Consider the following 20655-nt stretch of genomic DNA (forward strand, 5'->3'; position numbering starts at 1 on the left):
TTGCCGCGGGTTGGCATCGGTCTGGGGCCTGGTGGGCCCGTACGGGATGTCCCGTACGGGCCCACCAGGCCCCAACCCATTTCTGCCCAACCTGCAGGCAACAAGTCACTGGGGACCAAGTCACTGGGGATCCTGCCAGCGGGGATCAAGTCGCCGCGGATTCCCTCGCTGCGGATCCCGTCGCCGGCCTCAGGTACCGCACCGCGCCCGGTCCGCCCGGCTCGTCCGGCCCCGCCGACCGGTGAAGACCTGGTGGAGGCGGCATCCCCCATTCGGGGTAACTCGTTGAGGCGTCATCCCGTCAACAGCGTGCCGGCGACCGGCGACCGGGCCGCCGGAGGACGGCCGATCAGGGCCGCTCCACCGCACCCGGCCCCCCTGTGGGCGATTGTGAAATCATTCACCTACCCCCTTGGCCGCACGACGGAAATCGTGCTGAGATTCGCCCACTGCATCCAGTTCCAGCTCAATGGCGTGCTTGGGGAGGGCAATGTGGCGGATACCGCCATGTCAGGGTCCGCGGAATCCGCGGAATCCATTAGGTCCGCGGAATCAGGATCGGAATCGGCATCAGACCCGGCATCAGAGTCGGTATGGGTGCCCGGACCGGCACCCGCACCGGCACCCGCACCGGCACTCGCACCGGTGGTTCCGGCAGCCAGAACGGTCGAGGGGGACGACCCCCTCGACCGTGCCGTTTGGCGGCTGCGATCCCGCGGCTGCTGGGACGACGCGGCCGCACTGCTGGAACCACACTCCGTCCATCACGCCCCCTCCGCGCTGCGTCGGGCGGCCCTCCTGGTGGAGCGCTGCATGTTCACGGCCACCGGGTGGGCCCACGCCGAGGACGCGCTGCGCGGCGCGGAGGCGCTGGCGGGCGACGACGACGAGCGGGGTGGCGCGGCCTGTGAGCGCGGCCATCTGGCGTACACCGCCACGGTCTTGGGGGTACGCGACCGGGCCGACGAGGCGCGTTCGGCGCTCGGCCGGGCCGCCGCGCTGCTCGCCCCGGCGGCGCCCGGCCGCCCGCTGCTGGACTTCCGGCGCGGGCTGATGGCCGAGCATGTCGCCGACAGCCCGGATGCGGCGCGCGCCGCCTACCGCCGCGCGCACGCGGGCGCCACCGCCCAGGGCGACGCTCTGCTGTTGTCCTTCACCTGGCGCCATCTGGCCGGACTCGCCCTGCGTGACGGCGAGTTGGCGGAGGCCAGACACGGTTTCGCCGAGTCGCTGCGGATCCGTGAGGAGCTGGGCTTCCTGGTCGGTACGGCGCCGGCGCTCGCGGCACTGGCCGATGCCGCCCCGGACGCCGAAGCGGACCGGCTGCGTACGGAGGCGGCCCGGCTGTTCCGCCTTATGGGTGGCGTGCCCACCTGGTTGGCGGAGCATCTCCCACCGGCTCCGGCGGTCTCGTAGCAAGCGCACGTCAGGAAGCGCACGTCAGGAAGCACACGTCAGAAAGCACACGTCAGAAAGCACACGTCAGAAAGCGCGTCGGGAAGCTCGTCGGACGCACATCGGGGTCATGTAGGGGGTGCGGAGGAACCTCGTAGAGGTCACGACGGAAGCGTGTAGGGGGCGCGAAGGAAGACTTGGCGCGGTCCCGTCAACCCCTCGCCGTCAGCCATGCCGGTCCCGGCAACGATTGGCCGAATCTTTACGCAACTGATGGCGAATCGGCCGGGATACGGCGGCGACGGGGCGGGCTGCCGGGATCGGCTCCGGCGGCCCGCCTGATCGATGCGGGCAGCTACCCCATCAGGCGGTATCCGGCCCGCCGCGGGCCCCGGCGGGCCGGCCGTCCGGCCGCGGCAACACGACGACGAGCGCGGTGAACGGCGAGGTGAGAAGATCGGGGAATGACGCGGGACCGGTGCGCCACACCACGTCCCACGCGCCCCGAGAATGGCCGCAAGTCGCACTGTAAGGCGGTGGCGGGGCCTGGATGCTGGTCCGGAACCAGCCGACTCCATCCTCTGGCAGCCTTTCAGGAGGCCCATCCGTGGCAGCAGGAGCGATCAACACAACCGCTGGATCCGACTGGGGCAAGGCGGATTTCGAGGCGATCTATAACTGCCCTGATCCCCGTCGGTACTTCACCACTCTGCACCCCCTGGACTATCAGATTCCGCACCACGGCCAAGCGGTGTTCCGCGCCGCGGCCGAGGCGCTGCAGCGCCGCCGGCCGGACCGTACGCCGCTCAAAGTCGTCGACCTCTGCTGCTCATACGGGGTCAACGCCGCGTTGCTCAACCACCGGCTGGACCTCAACGATCTCTATCGCCGGTACGCGGGGGACGGGCCCGGAGCGCCGCAGACGGAGCAGCTCGCCCACGAGGACCGTACGTTCTTCGCCACCCGGCGACGCCCCGAAGCGGCCCGGGTGATCGGCCTCGACGCGGCAAAGAACGCGGTCGACTACGCACAGACGGTGGGTCTGCTCGACCACGGCTTCGCGGAGAACCTGGAGCTCGACGAGCCCAGCCCGGGGCTGCGTCGGGCGCTGGCCGGCACCGACCTGATCACCGTCACGGGTGGCGTCGGCTACATCACCGAGCGCACCTTCGCCCATCTCTTCGACTGCATGTCCACGCCGCCCTGGGTCGCGGCGTTCGTGCTGCGGGAGGTGTCCTACCAGCCGGTCTCCGCGCTGCTCGCCCGCGCGGGCCTGGTGACGGAGAAGCTCACCACCCGGACGTTCCGGCAGCGGCGGTTCGCCGACGGCGACGAGCGGCGGGCGGCGTTCGCCGCGCTGGATGCGCGCGGTCTGTCCACTGCGGGCAAGGAATCGGACGGCTACTACCACGCCGAGCTGTATCTCTCCCGGCCCGCGGCCGATGTCGCGGCGCTGCCGCTGACGGAGCTGCTGCCCGGCTGAGCCAAGGGCCGCCGCGCCACCCGCACTGACCGGTCACCCGCACTGACCGGTCAGTGCGGGTGGCGTGCCACCGAAAGATGATCGCGCGCGATGCGCTCGACGACCGCGTACTCCTGGGCGACCAGGGCGTCGAGCAGCGCCGTGTGCTCGGAGGCGTCGGCCAGCAGCTCGGCGGTACGCAGCCGGGGGCCGCCGCCCGCCGGCCACTGGGTGCGGCGCAGCAGATCGTCGGCGACCTCGGTGAGCCGGCGGTTTCCGGTGAGCGAGATCAATGCGTGGTGGAAGGCGTGGTCCGCCTGGGCGTAGCCGACCCGGTCGCCGTGCGCTGCGGCCGCGACGCCCTCGGCGGCGAGCGGGCGCAGCTCCTCCCAGCGCTCCGGCGGCAGTGCCTTGGCCAGCCGGATGATCGCGGGTACTTCCAGCATGGCGCGTACCTCGGCGAGCTCGGCGAGGTCGCGGGAGCTGCGCTCGCAGACCCGGAAGCCGCGGTTGGGGACGACCTCGACGGCGCCCTCGCCCGCGAGCTGCTGCATGGCCTCGCGGACGGGGGTCGCGGAGACGCCGTAGCGTTCGGCCAGCGCGGGCGCGGAGTAGACCTCGCCCGGTGTCAGTTCCCCGCCGACCAGCGCGTGGCGGAGCGCGTCCAGCACCTGGCCGCGGACGGAGTGCCGCTGCGGCCGGCGGGCCTGCTGCCGGGGCACCGGCGGGGGTCCCGCGGTCCCGGTGGCGGTGAAGGGCGCAGCACAGTCCTCGCCGAGGGGTGCGCTGTGCGGCATGGCGGCACCGGCTTGCGCGGGCGGCCACGCCCGCGTGCGCGGCTCATGTTCCACTGCGCCCTGCTCCATCACGGCTCCTTCTGACGTTCCCAGCACCATAGGCGGCGTTGGCAACAGTTCAAATCCGAGAGGGCTCGGGTAAAGTCTTCCGATAAGGTAAGCCTTACCTGCTAACGATCGCGATTCGGTGGTCTCTCCATGCCCCGTGCCCTCGCCGCCACGCCCCTCATCCAGCCCGTCGCCGGTGCGTATGCCCGGCTGAGCGAGGTATTCCCCGGTCTCCGGGTGTCCGAGTGGGACGCGGCGCCGCCGAGCGGTGACGGCTGGGTCTGCGCGGCCGGTCTGGCGGCCGGCGGCGAGACCCTGGACACCTTTCTCGCTTGGGACGACACCCAGATCCTGCGGGATTACGGGCAGCGCGCCCGTCCCGACGTGATCGCGAGTTTCGCGCTGCATCGTTACGCCTGGCCGGCCTGCCTGCTGATCACCGTCCCCTGGTTCCTGCACCGCCGGGTTCCTCGGCTGCCCGTTCAGGATGTCTCCTTCCAGCGTGAGCTGGGCCATATGGCCGTACGTGTCCGCTCGTTCGCGTGTTTGCCGGACGATCCGGCGGCGGCGCTGCCCGGCGCCCGGGTGGTGTCGGACGAGGAGGCGCTGCGCGCCGAGGTGCGGGGGGCGGTCGCCGAGCATCTGCAGCCCGTCCTGGACGGCTTCCGCACCCGGATGCGGCGCGGCCCGCGTGCCCTGTGGGGCATGGCGTCCGACGAGATCGTCGAGGGTCTGTGGTACCTCGGCCATCTGCTCGGCGAGGAGCCGCGCGCGGTGGCCGAATTGGAGCGGCTGCTGCCGGGCGCCACCGCCCCGTACGTGGGGAGCGCGGCGTTCCGTGAACTCACCGGGCCGAATGGCGAGGCGCTGCCGACCCGGGACCGCGCCAGCTGCTGCATGTTCTACACGCTGCGCCCCGAGGACACCTGCGTCACCTGCCCGCGCACCTGCGACGCGGATCGCATCAGGCGCCTCACCGCCACCGCCTGACCGCAGCCGCCCGAGCGGTACCTAACCCCTTCGAGTGACTTAATTCGAACTCAACTCGGCTCCCGCACAAGGGAGTTCGGTGAGACAGTCACATATCCACCGCCCCTGCACCCCCTTGGCGTTCTCTTGCCGGGAAACCCTCTGTGCGAGGGACGTACTCCGTCAGGATGTCGCGCGAAACCGCCTACGCGATGCAAGGGACCAAGAATGATCATGACCGAAATATCGCTGGACTGGATGGTTCCGGCAGCCCTGGTGATCGCCGGCGGCTCAGCGGCCGTGGCCCTGGTGCTGCGCGGCAAACGCGAGTCCGCGCGGCCCGCCGGCGACGACTCCTGGGAGCGCAGCGAGGAACGCCGCCGCCGCAAAGAGGCCCTCTTCGCCTCGGCCTCGTATGTGCTGTTGTTCTGCTGCGCGGCGGTCGCCGCCGCGCTCTCCTTCCACGGCCTGGTCGGCTTCGGCATTCAGAACCTCAGCCTCACCGGGGGCTGGGAGTACCTGGTGCCCTTCGGCCTCGACGGCGCCGCGATGTTCTGCTCCGTCCTCGCGGTGCGCGAGGCCAGCCACGGTGACGCGGCGCTCGGCTCGCGCATGCTGGTGTGGACGTTCGCGGGCGCTGCCGCCTGGTTCAACTGGGTGCACGCGCCCCGGGGCCTGGACCACGCGGGCGCGCCGCAGTTCTTCGCCGGGATGTCGCTGTCGGCCGCCGTCCTCTTCGACCGGGCGCTGAAGCAGACCCGCCGGGCGGCGCTGCGCGAGCAGGGCCTGGTGCCCCGCCCGCTGCCGCAGATCCGTATCGTCCGCTGGCTGCGTGCCCCCCGCGAGACCTTCGCGGCCTGGTCGCTGATGCTGCTGGAGGGCGTAGGGACGCTGGACGAGGCCGTCGAGGAGGTCCGGGAGGACCGCCGCGAGAAGTCGCAGCGCCGCCACCGCAGGCGCAAGCAGGGCAAGCTGGACCGGGCTCGTATCAAAGCCATCAACCGGCAGCACCGCTCCTGGGGCATCGGCAGAGGCAGCCGTCAGCTGACGGTGACTCAGGGCGGGGCCGCGGAAGTGGCCGGCCCGGACTCCGCCATAACCGGCGAACGGGAACCGCTGTCCGCAGGAGAACTCCCGCTGCGCTCACGCCCGGCCCTCAAGGCCGTGTCCGGCGCTGAGCACAGCATCACCGCCTATTCGGCCGAGCCTCGGCTGACCGTGGACCTCACGGCCGAGGACGACACCCAGACGATTCCCCGCCTGGATTCACTGGAGGAGAAACTCGCCGAGATCGAGCGGCAATTCGGCTGAAAAGCGCCAGGCGGACCGCGCCGACGTACACCCCCAACGCCTCGTCAGGCCGGTCCGCCACCCAGCTCGAACCACACGCTCTTGCCGACCGCGTGGGACCGTACGCCCCACGCGTCCGCTAAGGACCGCACCAGCATCAGCCCCCTTCCGGACGTCCCGTCAGCGGTCGGTGCGCGCGGTTCGGGCGGCTGGGAGGCGAAGTCCCGGACCTCCACCCGCAGCCGGTCGGTGACCGTGGCCCTGACGATGGCACCGCCCTTCGCATGCACCAGGGCATTGGTGACCAACTCGCTGGTCAGCAGCGTCGCTATCTCTGCGAGATCACTGCTCGCCGGCCCCGCCCAGCGGCTCAGCAGCTGCCGTAACTCGCTGCGTACCTCGCCGACCGCCCTCAGGTCCGCGGGTCGCACCTTCCGCTCCAGCACCCGTGGATGCCACGCGGTGACGCCCTTCCGGCTCCCCCCGTTGCGGCTCCCTTCGGCCGCTTCCTCTCGTCTGTCCCGTTCCTCGCGCCGCACAGGCTGACGCATCTTCTCCCCCGCCCCCGGACGAATCATCGGCGCCCTGTCGAACAGCCTCACGGTCAGCATGCCCATCGGCCCAGGGGCCATGCTTCGGCCCGCGGGCCGGGTCCCAGGCCCGGAGAGGCACGCCCCGCCCCGGACCGCGGTACCGCCGCCCGCGTGCCCGGTGGGCCGATCCGGCCGCCACCGGGTATGCCTGCCGTGACCGCCCCGGAAAGGACGGATCGCCCGTACGACCGTGAGGAGCCGCTGTGCACGACGACCGACTGCTGGTGGAGGGGCGCCTGGAGCGGGCGCTGGGGCAGTTCATCAGGCCCGCGCAGTACGCGGCGCGGCTGCCGCTGCGGCTGTCCGTATGGCATGCGCCGGGGGAACCAGTGCCGGTGCGGGAGGCCTTGCAGGCCGCGTACGAGCCGTTCGCGGCCGGAGACGTCTGGGGGCCGCCGTGGTCGACGAGCTGGTTCCGGCTGGAAGGCGAGGTGCCGCAGGAGTGGGCGGGGCGCCGGGTGGAGGCGGTGATCGACCCCGGCTTCACCGGCGACGGGCCCGGCTTCCAGGCGGAGGGCCTGGTCTACGAGGCCGACGGGGTGCCGCTCAAAGGCATCCATCCGCGCAACCGGCACATCCCCGTCGGCTCCCCGGCGCGCGGCGGCGAGGAGGTGCGGCTGCTCCTGGAGGCGGCCGCGAACCCCGCCGTCCTACGGGACTTCCGCCCCACCGACCTCGGCGACGTACGCACCGCCCCGCACCAGCCCCTCTACCACTTCGCGTCCGCCGACCTCGCCGTCCTCGACGAGACCGTCTGGCACCTGATCCTCGACATCGAGGTGCTGTCGGAGCTGATGCACGAGCTGCCCGCCGACCGCCCGCGCCGGCACGAGATCCTGCGCGCCCTGGAGAACATGCTGGACGCACTGGATCTGCACGACGTCGGCGGCACGGCGGCCGCGGGCCGGGCCGAGCTGGTGGACGTACTGAGCCGCCCGGCCACGGCGAGCGCCCACCGCGTATCGGCCGCCGGGCACGCGCATATCGACTCCGCCTGGCTGTGGCCGCTGCGCGAAACCGTGCGCAAGGCGTCCCGCACCTTCGCCAATGTCACCCAACTGGCCAGGGAATACCCGGAGTTGGTGTTCGCCTGCTCGCAGGCCCAGCAGTACGCCTGGGTCAAGGAGCACCAGCCGCACATCTGGGCACGCATCAAGGAGGCGGTCCGCGAGGGGAACTGGGCGCCGGTCGGCTCGATGTGGGTGGAGTCGGACGCCAATATGCCCGGCGGTGAGGCGCTGGCCCGGCAGATCGTGCACGGCAAACGGTTCTTCCTGGAGGAACTGGGGGTGGAGACCGAGGAGATCTGGCTGCCGGACTCCTTCGGCTACACCGCCGCGTTCCCGCAGCTGGCGCGGCTGGCCGGGGCGAAGTGGTTCCTCACCCAGAAGCTGTCGTGGAACCAGACCGACCGGATGCCGCACCACACCTTCTGGTGGGAGGGCATCGACGGCACCCGCGTCTTCACCCACTTCCCGCCGGTCGACACCTACAACTCCCAGTTCCATGCCCGTGAACTCGCCCATGCCGAACGGAACTTCGCCGACAAGGGCCGCGCCACCCGCTCCCTGGTGCCCTTCGGCTGGGGCGACGGCGGGGGCGGCCCGACCCGCGAGATGCTGGAGCGGGCCCGCCGGCTGCGCTCCCTGGAGGGCTCGCCCCGGGTGGCGATCGAGCCGCCGGCCCGGTTCTTCGAGTCGGCCCATGAGGAGTACGGGGCGGCGGCGCCGGTCTGGTCGGGCGAGCTGTATCTGGAGTTCCACCGCGGTACCTACACCTCGCAGGCGAAGACGAAGCAGGGCAACCGGCGGTCCGAACACCTGTTGAGGGAAGCGGAGTTGTGGGCCGCGACGGCGGCGGTACGGGCGGCGTCAAGAGCGGGTGACGGCGCCGCGTACGCGTACCCGTACGACGCCCTCGACCGGCTCTGGAAGACCGTCCTGCTGCACCAGTTCCACGACATCCTGCCGGGCTCGTCCATCGCCTGGGTGCATCGCGAGGCCCGGGACACCTACGCGGCGGTCGCGGCGGAGCTGACGGAGATCATCGAGGGGGCGATCGAGGCGCTGGGAGGGGCGACGGCCGGCGAACCGCCCACGGTGTTCAACGCCTCGCCCTACGACCGGGACGAGATCGTCGAGCTGCCCGGGGAGGGCCCGCTCCCCGTCCACGTACCCGCGCTCGGCTCGGCGCCCCTCCGCCCGCCCGGTCCGGACTCCCCCACCCCGCCGCCCCCACCCGTACGGACTGACACCGACCCCGCCACCGGCGACCTCACCCTCGACAACGGCCTCCTGCGCATCCGCATCGACACCGACGGTCTGCTGACCTCCGTACACGATCTGCACACCGGGCGGGAGGCCCTGGCGCCGGGCGCGCGCGGCAACCTGCTCCAGTTGCACCCCGACCACCCCAACAAGTACGACGCCTGGGACCTCGACCGGCACTACCGCAACCGGCACACGGATCTGACCGCCGCCGAGTCCGTCGAACTGACCGTGTCCGGCGCACTGTCCGCCACGGTGCAGGTGACCAGGGCGTTCGGCGCTTCCCGCATCACCCAGGAGCTGACGCTGCGCGCGGGCTCGCGGCGGCTCGACATCCTCACCGACATCGACTGGCACGAGTCCGAGAAGGTCCTCAAGGCCGCCTTCCCGTTCGACGTGCACGCCGAACGGTCCGCCTCCGAGGTCCAGTTCGGGCACGTCCACCGCCCCACGCACACCAACACCAGCTGGGACGCGGCCCGTTTCGAGATCTGTGCGCACCGCTGGCTGCGGGTCGCCGAGCCGGGCTACGGCATCGCGCTGCTCAACGACTCGACATACGGCCATGACGTCACCCGCACTCCGCACACCGAGGGCCTGGGCACGACCGTGCGGCTGACGCTGCTGCGCGCCCCGCACAGCCCGGATCCCGAGACCGACCAGGGCACGCACCGCTTCACCTACGCACTGCTGCCGGGCGCCGAGGTCGGTGACGCGGTCGCCGAGGGCCTGGCGCTCAACCTCCCCCTCAGGACCGCCACCGCACCGCCGGTCCCGCCGCTGGTCCGCGTCGACCACCCGGCCATCACCGTCGAGTCGGTCAAGCTCGCCGAGGACCGCGGCGGCGATGTGGTGGTGCGGCTGTACGAGTCGCGCGGCGGCCGCGCCACCGGCACGCTCTCCCCCGGCTTCGCCGTCGAACGGGCCACCGTGACCGACCTGTTGGAGCGCCCGATGCACGACGAGGTGGAGGGACCGACCTCGGATGTGACGGTCGACCTGCGGCCGTTCCAGATCCTGACGCTCCGCCTGCGCCCACAGCACCCGCCCGGTACCTGACCGACCTCCGGGGCCCGGGGCGCGGCCCGCCTCCGCTGTTCCCCGTTTCCGCCGCGGTGCAGCACCGGACAGACCCTGGCCGCCAACGCCCCCTCTACGACTCCCACACCCCCACAGCCGTCCGGTCCTTCGCATGGCCCTTGATACGCAGCTGTGCGTCGGCCAGGAAGTCGACGAGGCCCGGTGCCTCGGTGCCCGACCACTGGACGGCAAGTCGGGCGGCGAACGCGGGTGCCTCGCTCAGCGGCTCCGCCAATCCCGCGCTGCACAGCAGCAGGGTGTCCCCCGGACATGCGGCGGACGCCCGGAAGAGGAACGGCTCCGGCGGTGCCGCGCTATCCGCCGCATACGGGCTGCCGGGTAGGCCGGGGACCGGCGCTTCGTCCGGATCGTGGTCCGCCGCGGTGGGCTCCAGGTCCTGCCAGGCGCCGCCGCGCAACCGGAAGAAGCCGCCCCCGCCGATGCCGAAGAACACCCGGGTACGGCAGTCGGGGTCGGCGGGCAGCAGCAGACAGCGCAGCGCGGCGGTGTACTGCTCCGGGGCGGCCCCCAGTTCCGCCGCCCGGCCGCGCAGCTTGCCGTAACTGCGGTCGGTGAGCCGCTGCAGCCCGGACTTGAGGGCGCAGCGATTGTCCGCACGGATGTCGTCCGCCAGTCGGGTGCAGGCGCGGCCGACCGCGCCGGCGATCCAGGCGCAGGCGTCGCGGGCCGCGCGGTGGGATCCCTCAACGGCCGGTCGGCCGGTCGCGACGGCGACGAGGATCAGGGTGTGCCGGCCGGTGCCGAAGCGGGCGGTGAGCAGGGCGTCGCGGCGCGGTTCGCCGCGGTAGCGGGCGGAGTCGCCGCGCAGGGACGCGGCGCGGAGCGTCAGCGAGCCGTACGCGGCGCCGTCCAGGGCGGTGTCGGGCGCCAGGTCGTCGAGCGCGGCGGGGTCGGCGGCGGGCAGCGCGACGGGCTCGGGGTGGTACGTGGGCGGCCGGTCACCGATGAAGGCGCGGGGTGTCCTGGACGGCGCCGGGGGCGGCGACCGCCGTAATGCCCCGCCCAGCTCCGGTGGTGTCGGCTGCCGCGGTACTGCGGACGGCTCCGGCGGTGACTTCCGCGGCACCGCGGAAGGCTCCGCGGACGCTTCCACAACCTGCTCCTCAGGCGCCTCCGCGGCCGGTCCCCCGGGCGCCTCCGCGGCCGGTCCCCCGGCTGCCTCCGCGCGCATCCGCGGCGACCATGAACTCACCGCCCGCAGCGCCGAGTTCACCCGCTCGTCGAGAGTGTCCGACGACTCGGACGGCCCGGCATCCCGCACCGCGCCACGTCCCGAACCGCCCCCTGCCCCACCCTCGCCAGCGCCCTCGCCGTACAACTGCCGCCACCAGTCGTCCTCGTGACCGCGTTGTGCCCCCTGCTGGTTCATGGGCCGTATTGTCCACCGGCGGACGCGCCGGAAACAGGGCGCGAAAACGGCGATCCCGCCGGGCGGCCCACCCCCCACAGGTGACCGCCCGGCGGAGCTCAGAGGCCGGCGCGCGTCCTACGGAGTGGATGGCGTACCGGCGCCGGCACCGCCCTCGAAGAACCCGTACCCCACATACGGGGTCTTCGAGCCCCCGGTGAACTGCTGCCCGAGCCAGTGCGCATCGCAAACCCCATCCCCACCGGCTGCCAACTCATGCTGCGGTTCCGACACCTTGGCAGAGCACGGGGCGATACGGGGATGATGCAGGCGGCGGATTTGCGCCGTGGCTCATTCCCGCCATCTCACGGCCGGAGGGAACGCGGATGCTTCGGAGGACATGCGGATGCGGATTCGGATGCGTCGGAGAGGATTCGGATGCTGAGCGCCATAGGACTGGACCAAGCGCAAGAGACGGCCTACCGGACACTGGTGGGGCTCGGCGCCGCCGAAGTCCCCTACCTGGCACACCGGTTGGCGCGCCCCGAGGACGAAACCATCCGCACCCTGCGCCACCTGGAGCGGCAGGGGCTCGCCGCCCAGTCCTCCACCCGCCCCGGCCGCTGGGTCGCCGCGCCGCCCGCGGTCGCGCTCGGCGCGTTGCTCACCCAGCAGCGGCACGAACTGGAGCGTGCGGAGCTCGCGGCGGCGCTGCTCGCCGAGGAGTTCCGCGGCCGGGCCGCCGAGCCCGCGGTACACGATCTGGTCGAGGTGGTGACCGGCCCCGGCGCCGTGGCACACCGCTTCCTCCAGCTCCAGCTCGGCGCCGCGGACGAGGTGTGTGCCCTGGTGACGACGACCCCGGCCGCGGTGACGGACATGGAGAACGACGCCGAGGACCGGGCCGTCGAGCGCGGCGTCGACTATCGCGTGGTGATCGAGCGCGGTGTGCTGGACGCGCCCGGCGGGCTGCTCGGGCTGACCGAGGCGCTCCGGCGCGACCAGCGGGTGCGGGTGCTCGACGAGGTGCCCACGAAACTGGTGATCGCGGACCGTTCGATCGCCATGGTGCCGCTGCGGACGCGCGGCGCGGCGGCCGCGGAGCCGGCCGCGCTGGTGGTGCACGACAGCGGGCTGCTGGAATGCCTGCTGGGCCTGTTCGAGGCCGTCTGGCGGCAGGCCGTACCGCTCCGGCTGACCGCCGACGGCACCACGCACGAAGCGGACTCGGCCGCGCCGGAAAGCTCCGACCTGGAGGTCCTCTCCCTGCTGCTGGCGGGCCTGACGGATGTGAGCGTCGCCAAGCAGCTCGGCCTGGGCCTGCGCACCGTCCAGCGCCGCGTCAAGCATCTGATGGATCTGGCCGGGGTGACCACCCGGCTGCAGCTGGGCTGGCATGCGTACGAGCGGGGGTGGGTGGCACGGGAGGGGCAGGAGGGGCGACGCTGAGGGCCGGAGCGCGGCGCTGACGCCGGGGCCCGCTCCAGGAAGCGCGTACGCGCGGTGTCCGGCAGGCTTGGCCCATGAGCGTGTCCGGCAGGCCTGGGCCATAAGTGTGTCCAGTGGGCTTGGGTCATGAGAGAGCGCAGCGTACGAGCCGCTGGGGGCCGCGCGCTGGGCGGGGCGTGGGCGGCAGTCGGCGGTTGCGCACGGGCGGCAGTCGGGCGGAGTGAGGCCGGCGCATGAGCGAGCGAAGGGAGCGAATCGTTGAGGGGTGCGCGCCTCGCGAATGCGAGGCCGAGCGCAGCGAGGTTTCGGCATGAGCGAGCGAAGGGAGCGAATCGTTGAGAGGTGCGCGCCTCGCGAATGCGAGGCCGAGCGCAGCGAGGTTTCGGCATGAGCGTGGTGCAGCTGGTCGTGGTCGGCCTGGTCATGCTGTTCGGTCTGCTCGGGGTACTGCTTCCGGGCGTCCCCGGGCCGCCGATCGTCTGGGCGGCCGTGCTCTGGTGGGCCCTGACCGAGCAGTCCGCGATCGCCTGGGCGGTCCTGATGGGCGGCACCGCCGTCCTGCTCCTCAATCAGGCCGTCAAGTGGCTGCTCCCGGCCCGTGATCTGCGCGCCGCCGAAGCGCCGTACCGCACCCTGTTCCTGGCCGGGTCCGCCGGCATCGTGGGCTTCTTCGTGATCCCCGTCGTCGGCGTCCTGCTGGGCGCGATGGGCGGGCTGTACGGCCTGGAACGCATGCGGCTCGGCAGCCACGGCGACGCGTGGGCGTCCACCCGTACAGTCATGCGGGCCATCGGCCTGAGTGTGCTGATCGAGCTGACCGCGTGCCTCGTGGTGGTGGGTGCGTGGGCCGGGGCGGTGATTGTCGGGTGAGGGGTGGAGGCGGGACGGCGCCTCCCCGGACAGCGGCCCGTCCCCGGCCATCGGCCCCTAGCCGGGCATCTCCCCCGACGGAACCAGCCCGGCGCTCCACAAGTAATGCAAGGCATACGCGCCCCACGGCCGCCAGGCATCCTCCACCCCGGCCGCCACCTCCACCCCTGTCTGCGTCCCCCGCCCTGTCCCCGTCCCCACATCCGGGTCGCCCAGCCCCCGCATCCTGATGTACGCGGCCGCCCGCGGCCCCACCCCTGGCAGCGCGGCCAGCGCCCGCTCGGCGGCGCCGCGGTCCGCGCCCGCGTCCAGCAGCACCGCCCCGTCGGCGAGCGCCGTGCACAGCACCCGCACCGGCTCCTCGACCTCCGCGCCGGTCAGCTCGCCCGGCGCCGGGAAGAGGTGGGTGAGCCCGCCGTCCGCCACATCCAGCGGCTTCCCGTACGACCGCACCAGCTCCGCGGCACGCTCCGGCGGCCCGCCGAGCACGGTCCGTACGGCCAGCTCCTCGGGATCCACGGTGCCCGGCGAGCGCAGCCCCGGGCGCTCCGCCACGAGCGGGCCGAGCCGCGGATCCGCGCCCAGCCGCTCGGCGACGGCGTACGGATCGGCGTCCAGGTCGAACAGCCGGCGCAACCGCTGCACGGCCGTCGACAGATCGCGCAGATCGGTCAGCCGCAGCCGGCACTCCAGCCAGCCGCCGTCCGCGCCCCGCGCCGCCGGGCACACCAGGCCGGCCGGCGGCCGGCGCCGCGGCCGCGTGCCGCCGTGCTCGTCGACCTCGGCGATTCCGCTCCCGTACGTGAGCCGGAGCGTACGGCGGTACGTACGGTCGCCCCGCTCTCCCCGTGTCTCCTCGACGCCGGGCACCGCCCTGGCCTGCAGAAAGTCAAAGATCTCGGCCGCCGCGTACGGCCCCCGGTAGGCGAGCCGCAGCGGTATGCCGCTGGGTGACGGGCGGGCTCCGGCGGACCCTCGGGGCCGCGCGGCCGCCGCCCGCAGCTCACTCGGCGTACCGGCGTAGATCTCCCGGATCGTGTCGTTGAACTGCCGGATGCTGGCGAAACCGGCGGCGAACGCCAGCTCGGTGACCGGCAGCGACGTGGTCTGCAACAGCACCCGCGCGGTGTGCGCCCGTCGGGCGCGCGCCAGCGCCACCGGCCCCGCGCCGAGCTCCGCGGTCAGCTGCCGCTGCACCTGACGCGCGCTGTACCCCAGGCGCTGCGCCAGCCCGCCGACGCCTTCCCGGTCCACGACCCCGTCCCCGATGAACCGCATGGCCCGTCCGACCAGGTCAGCCCGCACATTCCAGGCCGCGGAACCCGGCACGGCATCCGGCCGACACCGCCGGCAGGCCCGGAAGCCGGCCGATTGCGCCGCGGCGGCCGACGGGAAGAACCGCACATTCACCCGCTTGGGAGTGACCGCGGGACAGCTCGGCCGGCAGTAGATCCCGGTAGTCGTCACCGCGAAGAAGAACTCCCCGTCGAACCGCGCATCCCGGCTGGACACCGCTTCGTACCTGGCCTCGTCATCCATCACTCCCCCAGTGTGCGCCGCCCCGGCCTCCACAACTGGCGGAAATCAGACATGACGGTGGAGGTGGGCGAGGCGGCGGCACGACGACGGACGGGGCGCCCAGCCACGCGGGGAGGTGGCGCCCCTCACCCCCTCAGCTCCGCGACCCCCTCTTCCGCTCCATCATGTGCCGCCCCAAGGCCTGCTTCTGCTTCCAGTCGCGCCGGATCTCCGCCCGCAGACGAACGTCGGTCTTCGCGACAATGCGCTGGTTCTCCCGCAGCAGCTTCCGATAGCTCTCCAGCCGTCGGACGGCCAACTCCCCGTCCTCCACGGCCTCTTGAACCGCACACCCGGGCTCCACCTCGTGCGCGCAATCGTGAAACCGGCACTCCCCGGCCAACGCCTCGATATCCGAGAACGTCCGGGCCAGCCCGGCCTCCGCATCCCACATCCCGACGCCCCGCAGCCCGGGCGTATCGATCAGCACCCCGCCCCACGGCAAGGCCAAGAGGTCCCGCGTCGTGGTGGTGTGCCGCCCCTTGCCGTCCCGGTCACGCGTGGCCTCCACATCCTGGACGCTCTCCCCGAGCAGGGCATTGGCCAGCGTGGACTTCCCCGCACCGGACCGCCCCAACAACACGGACGTCCCCCCGGCCAGCACAGCGGACAGGACCTCAAGGCCCTCCCCCGTGGCCGAGCTGACCGCCAACACCTGCACACCAGGAGCCGCGGCCGCCACATCCGCGACGAGATACGCCAACCCCGCCGGATCCCCGACCAGATCAGCCTTGGTCAGCACCACCAGCGGCTGCGCGCCGCTCTCCGAGGCGAGTGCGGACTTGTGCAGCGGTCCCCCACCCGTCGCGCTGGACTGCGCAAGCGCGAGGAACCGCTCGATCCGCCCGAGGTCCAACTGGTCCGCGAGCGACACACAGATGACGATGTTGTCGATGTTGGTGGCCAGTACTTGGCCCTCGGAACGCTTGGACGACGTGGAGCGGACGAAGGCCGTGCGGCGCGGGAGCAACACCCGTACGACTCCGTCAATGTGGTCGCCACCACGGCCGTTCTCCAGGTCGATGACGGCCCAGTCACCGGTGCACGGCACGCGCATCGGATCGCTGGTCGCCACGAGTGCGGTGTCCGCCAGGACGGTCCGGATGCCGTCACCGTCGGGCACGACGACGTCCACCCGCCCGCGGTCCACGCGGACGATACGGCCGGGCACCAACCCCTGCCCGGCAAAGGGGTGAAAACTCTCCGCGAACCCGTCATCCCAGCCATAGGCCGTCAACGGATGCGCAGCAGAGAGATGGAGATCGAACAACGGGATGGCCCTTCAAAGAGGAGCGGTCCCGGCCACGCGCCTAGCGCGAGAAGTGAGAGAAATCGAGTCAGCCGGAGACCACAGAGGTGAAATGGATGAACTTCTGCGTGCGGGCAGCGCCCAGCGCAATGACAGTCATCAGTACTCACCTCCAGAATCCTCAACGGCCAACGATGACGACCTCGGGCCACCATCAGGAACATTGCCGACCATAGATCGGCCGCCACAGCGGCGCAAACCTTTTTCCGATGCCGGTGCCCGGCATGCCCCTCGCCGCGGGCATCCTCGGCAGCGCGAGTGACGCGCCGGCGGTATCGGGCAGGGGGCCGGCGCGCCGCTGCTCGTTCAGGTCTGCTGCTCGCTGATGTTGACCATCCAGGTGATGCCGAAGCGGTCCGTACACATGCCGAAGACGTCGCCCCACATCTGCTTCTCCAGCGGGACCGCGACCGTGGCGTCGCGGGAGAGCTTGTCCCAGTAGCCGCGCAGTTCGTCGGTGTCCTCCCCGCTGACGCTCACGGAGATGTTGTTCCCGGGCTTGTGCTCCATCCCCGGCGGGGTGTCGGCGCCCATGAGGGTGAAGCCGCTGTCGGTCTCCAGCATGCCGTGCATGATCTTGTCGGCGGCGTCTCCGGCCTCCTCCCCGCCGAAGTCACCGTATGTGTGCACACTCAGGGTGCCGCCGAAGATCCCCTTGTAAAACTCCATCGCTTGCCGGGCGTTGCCGTCGAAGCTGATGTACGGGTTGAGTCGAGAAGGCATGAAAACTTCCCTTCGTGACGAGATGTCATTTCCGGCAGACTAGGCGTTGTGCTGCCGGCGACCCGGGCAACGCCCCGGCCGTCGCACGTCGGCGTGTTGCCGCAACGGGTTCGCGGCCGGCACCGGCCTGACGCCGTCGACAGCCGACCATCTCGTCCGGTGCAACGGCGCCGGAGGTCATGACCCGTCGGAACGGGCCAGCCCCGTCTGGTACGCGATGACCACGAGTTGGGCCCGGTCTCGGGCGCCCAGCTTGGTCATCGCGCGGTTGGCGTGGGTCTTGGCGGTGAGTGCGGTGACGAAGAGGCGTGCGGCGATCTCGTCGTTGGACAGGCCGGCTGCGACCAGGGTGACCACCTCACGCTCCCGGGGAGTGAGTGCGGCCAGTCGCGGTGATGCGGTCCGGCCGGGTGGTGCGGGCTGGGCCAGGAAGCGGGCGATCAGGGCCTTGGTCGCGGTCGGCGAGAGCAGGGAGTCGCCGGCGGCGACCACACGGATCGCGTCGAGCAGTTCGTCCGGGTTGATGCCCTTGCCGAGAAAGCCGCTCGCCCCGGCGCGCAGTGCCTCCGCGACGTACTCGTCGTTCTCGAAGGTGGTCAGCACCAGCACCTTCACGCCCGCGAGATCCTCGTCCTCGCTGATCAGCCTGGTCGCGGCGAGGCCGTCGAGGTCCGGCATCCGGATGTCCATCAGCACCAGGTCGGCGCGGTGGCTGCGGGCCAGTTCGACGGCCTCACGGCCCGTCGCGGCCTCCGCGACGACCTCCATGCCGGGGGCGGAGTCGACGAGCATCCGGAAGGTGCCGCGCAGGAGTGCCTGGTCGTCGGCGAGCAGCACACGGATGGTCATGGTCAGCCCCTTCGGCCGGCGCGCAACGGCAGTTCGGCGTCGATACGGAAGCCCCCGCCGGGGCGCGGTCCGGCGGTGAGGGTACCTGCGGCGGCCTTGGCCCGCTCGCGCATCCCGATCATTCCGTGGCCGGTGCCGGTGCCGCGGGCTCCGTCGATGCCTGTGAGGGCGGGGCTGTTGCCGCGGTCGTCTGCCGCGATGCCACAGCCGTCGTCCTCGACGGTGATCCGCAGGACGTCGGTGCGGAAGGCCAGGTGGAGGCGCGCCGACGCCGGACCGGCGTGCTTGTGCGTGTTGGTCAGGGCCTCCTGGATGATCCGGTAGGCCGCCAGGTCGGTGATGGGCGACAGCTCGCCTGGTCGCCCGGTGCGCTCCAGGGTGACGTCGAGGCCGGAGTGGCGGAAGGAGTCCAGCAAAGCGTCGAGACCGTCGAGTCCGGGTGTGGGTTCGCGGGGCTCGACCGGGTCTTCGCCGTACCGGAGCAGTCCTACGGTGGCACGCAGTTCGTCCAACGCCCCCCGGCTGGTGTCCCGGATCCGTTCGAGCGCCTGGTAGGCGTGCTCGGGGTCGGTGCGCATGAGGTGGTGGGCGACGCCCGCCTGGGCGTTGACCAGGGTGATGTGGTGGGCCACGACATCGTGCAGCTCACGGGCGATCCGGAGGCGTTCCGCGGTGACCCGGCGGCTGGCTTCTTCCTCCTTGGTGCGCTCGGCCCGCTCGGCCCGCTCCACGGCGGCGGCGAGCACCTCGCGGCGGCTGCGGACGGCGTCGCCGACGGCCACCGCCATGAGTGTCCAGGCAATCAGGGCGAGGGAGGACGGGACCTTTTCCGCCAGGGCGAAGGCGGGCGGGAACTTCGCCGCGTCCGGGCGGAAGACCAGCGACGCGGTGATGAGCGCGACGGCCGCGAGCGTACCGGCGCGCCAGGCCCTACGCCGGTCGGTGCGGATCGCCACCGTATAGAGAGCGACGGCTGTGGCGGCGGGCGTCGGCCTGGGGAGCTGGAGCAGGGCGAATTGGGCCAGCTGCACGGCCACGGTCACTGCGGCCACGGTGAGCGGCCAGCGGCTTCGGGCGACCAGTGGCAGACAGGAGGTCGCGAGGGCGACGACGGACCAGGCGATCGGAGCGTGGTCGGCGTAGGCGAAGGCGACGGCCAGCGGGGAGGCCACGAGGAAGCAGCCCAGCGCGACGGCCAGGTCGACCACGGGTGGCCGGGCCGCCCGCTGCCACTCGCCGAGTCGGTCGATCATCTGCACTCTCCCACGGTACGCAGCCCCGACCGGACCGGTGTTGACGCCGGTCCGGCCCTGCGGTGCGTGCGGTTCATCGAACGAGGTGGTACTTGCGCACCGGCTCCTCGCGCAGCGGGCGGCACGCGTCAGGCAGCGCGCGTCAGGCGGCACTGTCCTCAGTGATGCGGCTGCGGTACTCGCGCAGCACGCGTGCGCTGTTCCAGCCGAGCGCGCCTACTACTCGGCCGCCCGCCTTGTAGAGCGCGACGAATTTGTGTGCCCGTGGATCCCCGTCGACGACTTCGACCGTCGCGCCGGAGGGGCACCAGCCGTGGATCTGGATCCTGGTGTCGTACTGGTCGGTCCAGCCGAACGGGATCGGCGCGTAGGGCGCTGCCTCCGCCGGGCCGGACAGGAGGTTCTTGGCGGCGGTGACGGCCTGCTGGGTGGCGTTGGTGCGTTGTTCGAGGCGGATGCGGCCGCCGGCCACGGGATGTGGCCAGTTGGCGACGTCTCCTGCCGCGTACACCCTGGGTGCGGCTTGGCAGGTGATGTCGCAGAGCACCCCGTCACCCAGCGGCAGCCCGGAGTCGGCCAGCCACTCGGTTGCCGGCACCGATCCGATCGCGACCACGACGACGTCGGCGGGCAGCCGGGTGCCGTCGTCGAGGACCACCGCGGTGACCCGCCCGTTCTCGCCGGTCAAGCCGGTGACGTGGCGGTCCATGCGCAGGCGGACACCATGGTCACGGTGCATGTCACCCGCCAAACCACCCACCCAGGTGCCGACTTGCCTGGCCAGGGGCGTGGTTTCGACGTCGACGAGGGTGACGTCCAGGCCGAGACCGCGTGTGGTGGCGGCGATCTCGCTGCCGAGGAATCCGGCACCGATCACCACGACACGGGGCCCGGCCAGCAACTGGGCACGCAGCGTCAGGGTCTCGTCCAGGGTGCGCAGCACATGCACACCGGCCAGTTCGTGACCGAAGGGCAGGCGACGGGGGCGCAGTCCGGTGGTGATGAGCAGCCCGTCGTATCCCAGTCGGTCCCCGTCCGCCAGGGTGACGGCACGCTTCGCCGTGTCCAGGCCGGTGGCCCGGCAGCCCAGTCTCAGGTTCATGCGCAGCCGTTGGATGTCGGTGTCCTGGCGCAAGCTGGTCCTGTGCGGTTCCCAGTCGCCGGCCAGCACCTGCTTGGACAGCGGTGGCCGGTCGTACGGTGGCCGCAGTTCGTCGCCGACCATGGTCAGCGTCCCGGTGAAGCCCTCGCGCCGCAGGGCGTGGGGGGGGGGGGGGGGCGCCGCCCCCCCCCCCCCCCCCCCCCCACCCGGACGAGAGGTGGGGGGGCGCCACCACCACAGACGACAGAGACC

The 20655-nt window shown here is 72.0% G+C and carries 16 protein-coding genes; 7 read left to right on the plus strand and 9 right to left on the minus strand.

The features are described 5' to 3' along the window. Positions 1-492: 492 nt before the first annotated feature. Together AB0I10_RS35190 and AB0I10_RS35195 are read left to right on the plus strand one after the other, a co-directional pair. Positions 493-1416 (plus strand): hypothetical protein, encoded by a 924-nt coding sequence (locus tag AB0I10_RS35190; RefSeq protein WP_363156794.1) that lies wholly within the window; start codon positions 493-495, stop codon positions 1414-1416. 586 nt (positions 1417-2002) lie between these two features. Beyond that, positions 2003-2878, plus strand: a complete 876-nt coding sequence (locus AB0I10_RS35195; RefSeq protein WP_363156782.1) for a hypothetical protein — start codon at positions 2003-2005, stop codon at positions 2876-2878. A gap of 50 nt (positions 2879-2928) precedes the next feature. Here the strand turns inward: AB0I10_RS35195 and AB0I10_RS35200 are convergent, their stop codons facing one another. After that, positions 2929-3723 carry a GntR family transcriptional regulator gene (locus tag AB0I10_RS35200; protein ID WP_363156783.1) on the minus strand — a complete coding sequence of 265 codons (795 nt, stop codon included), beginning with the start codon at positions 3721-3723 and terminating at the stop codon, positions 2929-2931. Positions 3724-3852: 129 nt separating this feature from the next. Here AB0I10_RS35200 and AB0I10_RS35205 point away from each other — a divergent pair, with 129 nt between their 5' ends. Continuing rightward, the gene (locus AB0I10_RS35205; protein WP_363156784.1) at positions 3853-4692 is read left to right on the plus strand and encodes a (2Fe-2S)-binding protein; all 840 of its coding nucleotides are present in this window, start codon (positions 3853-3855) and stop codon (positions 4690-4692) included. Between the two features lie 207 nt (positions 4693-4899). Then, on the plus strand, positions 4900-5982 hold the full coding sequence (locus AB0I10_RS35210) for a DUF2637 domain-containing protein (protein WP_363156785.1): 1083 nt from the start codon (positions 4900-4902) through the stop codon (positions 5980-5982). Between the two features lie 44 nt (positions 5983-6026). Here the strand turns inward: AB0I10_RS35210 and AB0I10_RS35215 are convergent, their stop codons facing one another. Next, positions 6027-6404: an ATP-binding protein gene (locus AB0I10_RS35215; RefSeq protein ID WP_363156795.1), complete on the minus strand. Its 378-nt coding sequence runs from the start codon at positions 6402-6404 to the stop codon at positions 6027-6029. Between the two features lie 353 nt (positions 6405-6757). Between AB0I10_RS35215 and AB0I10_RS35220 the strand changes: the two genes are divergently transcribed. Next, positions 6758-9880, plus strand: a complete 3123-nt coding sequence (locus tag AB0I10_RS35220; protein WP_363156786.1) for a glycoside hydrolase family 38 C-terminal domain-containing protein — start codon at positions 6758-6760, stop codon at positions 9878-9880. Positions 9881-9974: 94 nt separating this feature from the next. Here AB0I10_RS35220 and AB0I10_RS35225 read toward each other — a convergent pair whose 3' ends face one another. Beyond that, complete coding sequence (locus AB0I10_RS35225) at positions 9975-11291, minus strand: protein phosphatase 2C domain-containing protein (RefSeq protein ID WP_363156787.1); 1317 nt, start codon at positions 11289-11291, stop codon at positions 9975-9977. 417 nt (positions 11292-11708) lie between these two features. Here AB0I10_RS35225 and AB0I10_RS35230 point away from each other — a divergent pair, with 417 nt between their 5' ends. Continuing rightward, the gene (locus tag AB0I10_RS35230) at positions 11709-12719 is read left to right on the plus strand and encodes a helix-turn-helix domain-containing protein (RefSeq protein ID WP_363156788.1); all 1011 of its coding nucleotides are present in this window, start codon (positions 11709-11711) and stop codon (positions 12717-12719) included. A gap of 387 nt (positions 12720-13106) precedes the next feature. Next, positions 13107-13589, plus strand: coding sequence for a DUF456 domain-containing protein (locus tag AB0I10_RS35235; RefSeq protein ID WP_363156789.1), 483 nt, complete (start codon positions 13107-13109; stop codon positions 13587-13589). A gap of 57 nt (positions 13590-13646) precedes the next feature. Here AB0I10_RS35235 and AB0I10_RS35240 read toward each other — a convergent pair whose 3' ends face one another. From AB0I10_RS35240 to AB0I10_RS35265, 6 genes are all read right to left on the minus strand, one after another. Beyond that, a complete protein-coding gene (locus tag AB0I10_RS35240; protein WP_363156796.1) occupies positions 13647-15128 on the minus strand; it encodes an AlkA N-terminal domain-containing protein in 1482 nt (493 codons plus the stop codon). Between the two features lie 133 nt (positions 15129-15261). After that, positions 15262-16437 (minus strand): ribosome small subunit-dependent GTPase A, encoded by a 1176-nt coding sequence (rsgA, locus tag AB0I10_RS35245; protein ID WP_363156790.1) that lies wholly within the window; start codon positions 16435-16437, stop codon positions 15262-15264. 345 nt (positions 16438-16782) lie between these two features. Next, positions 16783-17199 (minus strand): VOC family protein, encoded by a 417-nt coding sequence (locus tag AB0I10_RS35250; protein ID WP_363156791.1) that lies wholly within the window; start codon positions 17197-17199, stop codon positions 16783-16785. Positions 17200-17376: 177 nt separating this feature from the next. Then, positions 17377-18048: a response regulator transcription factor gene (locus AB0I10_RS35255; protein ID WP_363156792.1), complete on the minus strand. Its 672-nt coding sequence runs from the start codon at positions 18046-18048 to the stop codon at positions 17377-17379. A gap of 2 nt (positions 18049-18050) precedes the next feature. After that, a complete protein-coding gene (locus tag AB0I10_RS35260) occupies positions 18051-19301 on the minus strand; it encodes a sensor histidine kinase (protein WP_363156793.1) in 1251 nt (416 codons plus the stop codon). A gap of 142 nt (positions 19302-19443) precedes the next feature. Beyond that, complete coding sequence (locus AB0I10_RS35265) at positions 19444-20643, minus strand: FAD-dependent oxidoreductase (protein ID WP_363156797.1); 1200 nt, start codon at positions 20641-20643, stop codon at positions 19444-19446. Positions 20644-20655 lie beyond the last annotated feature (12 nt).

The sequence above is a fragment of the Streptomyces sp. NPDC050636 genome (assembly GCF_040654775.1).
In the GTDB taxonomy this organism is placed as follows: domain Bacteria; phylum Actinomycetota; class Actinomycetes; order Streptomycetales; family Streptomycetaceae; genus Streptomyces.

What these genes read in the sequence shown, in the direction of transcription:
- AB0I10_RS35200 (WP_363156783.1), bottom strand. Translation starts at nt 3,723, where the DNA reads ATGGAGCAGGGCGCAGTGGAACATGAGCCGCGCACGCGGGCGTGGCCG.
- AB0I10_RS35205 (WP_363156784.1), top strand. Translation starts at nt 3,853, where the DNA reads ATGCCCCGTGCCCTCGCCGCCACGCCCCTCATCCAGCCCGTCGCCGGT.
- AB0I10_RS35210 (WP_363156785.1), top strand. Translation starts at nt 4,900, where the DNA reads ATGATCATGACCGAAATATCGCTGGACTGGATGGTTCCGGCAGCCCTG.
- AB0I10_RS35225 (WP_363156787.1), bottom strand. Translation starts at nt 11,291, where the DNA reads ATGAACCAGCAGGGGGCACAACGCGGTCACGAGGACGACTGGTGGCGG.
- AB0I10_RS35230 (WP_363156788.1), top strand. Translation starts at nt 11,709, where the DNA reads ATGCTGAGCGCCATAGGACTGGACCAAGCGCAAGAGACGGCCTACCGG.
- AB0I10_RS35235 (WP_363156789.1), top strand. Translation starts at nt 13,107, where the DNA reads ATGAGCGTGGTGCAGCTGGTCGTGGTCGGCCTGGTCATGCTGTTCGGT.
- AB0I10_RS35240 (WP_363156796.1), bottom strand. Translation starts at nt 15,128, where the DNA reads ATGGATGACGAGGCCAGGTACGAAGCGGTGTCCAGCCGGGATGCGCGG.
- AB0I10_RS35250 (WP_363156791.1), bottom strand. Translation starts at nt 17,199, where the DNA reads ATGCCTTCTCGACTCAACCCGTACATCAGCTTCGACGGCAACGCCCGG.
- AB0I10_RS35255 (WP_363156792.1), bottom strand. Translation starts at nt 18,048, where the DNA reads ATGACCATCCGTGTGCTGCTCGCCGACGACCAGGCACTCCTGCGCGGC.
- AB0I10_RS35260 (WP_363156793.1), bottom strand. Translation starts at nt 19,301, where the DNA reads ATGATCGACCGACTCGGCGAGTGGCAGCGGGCGGCCCGGCCACCCGTG.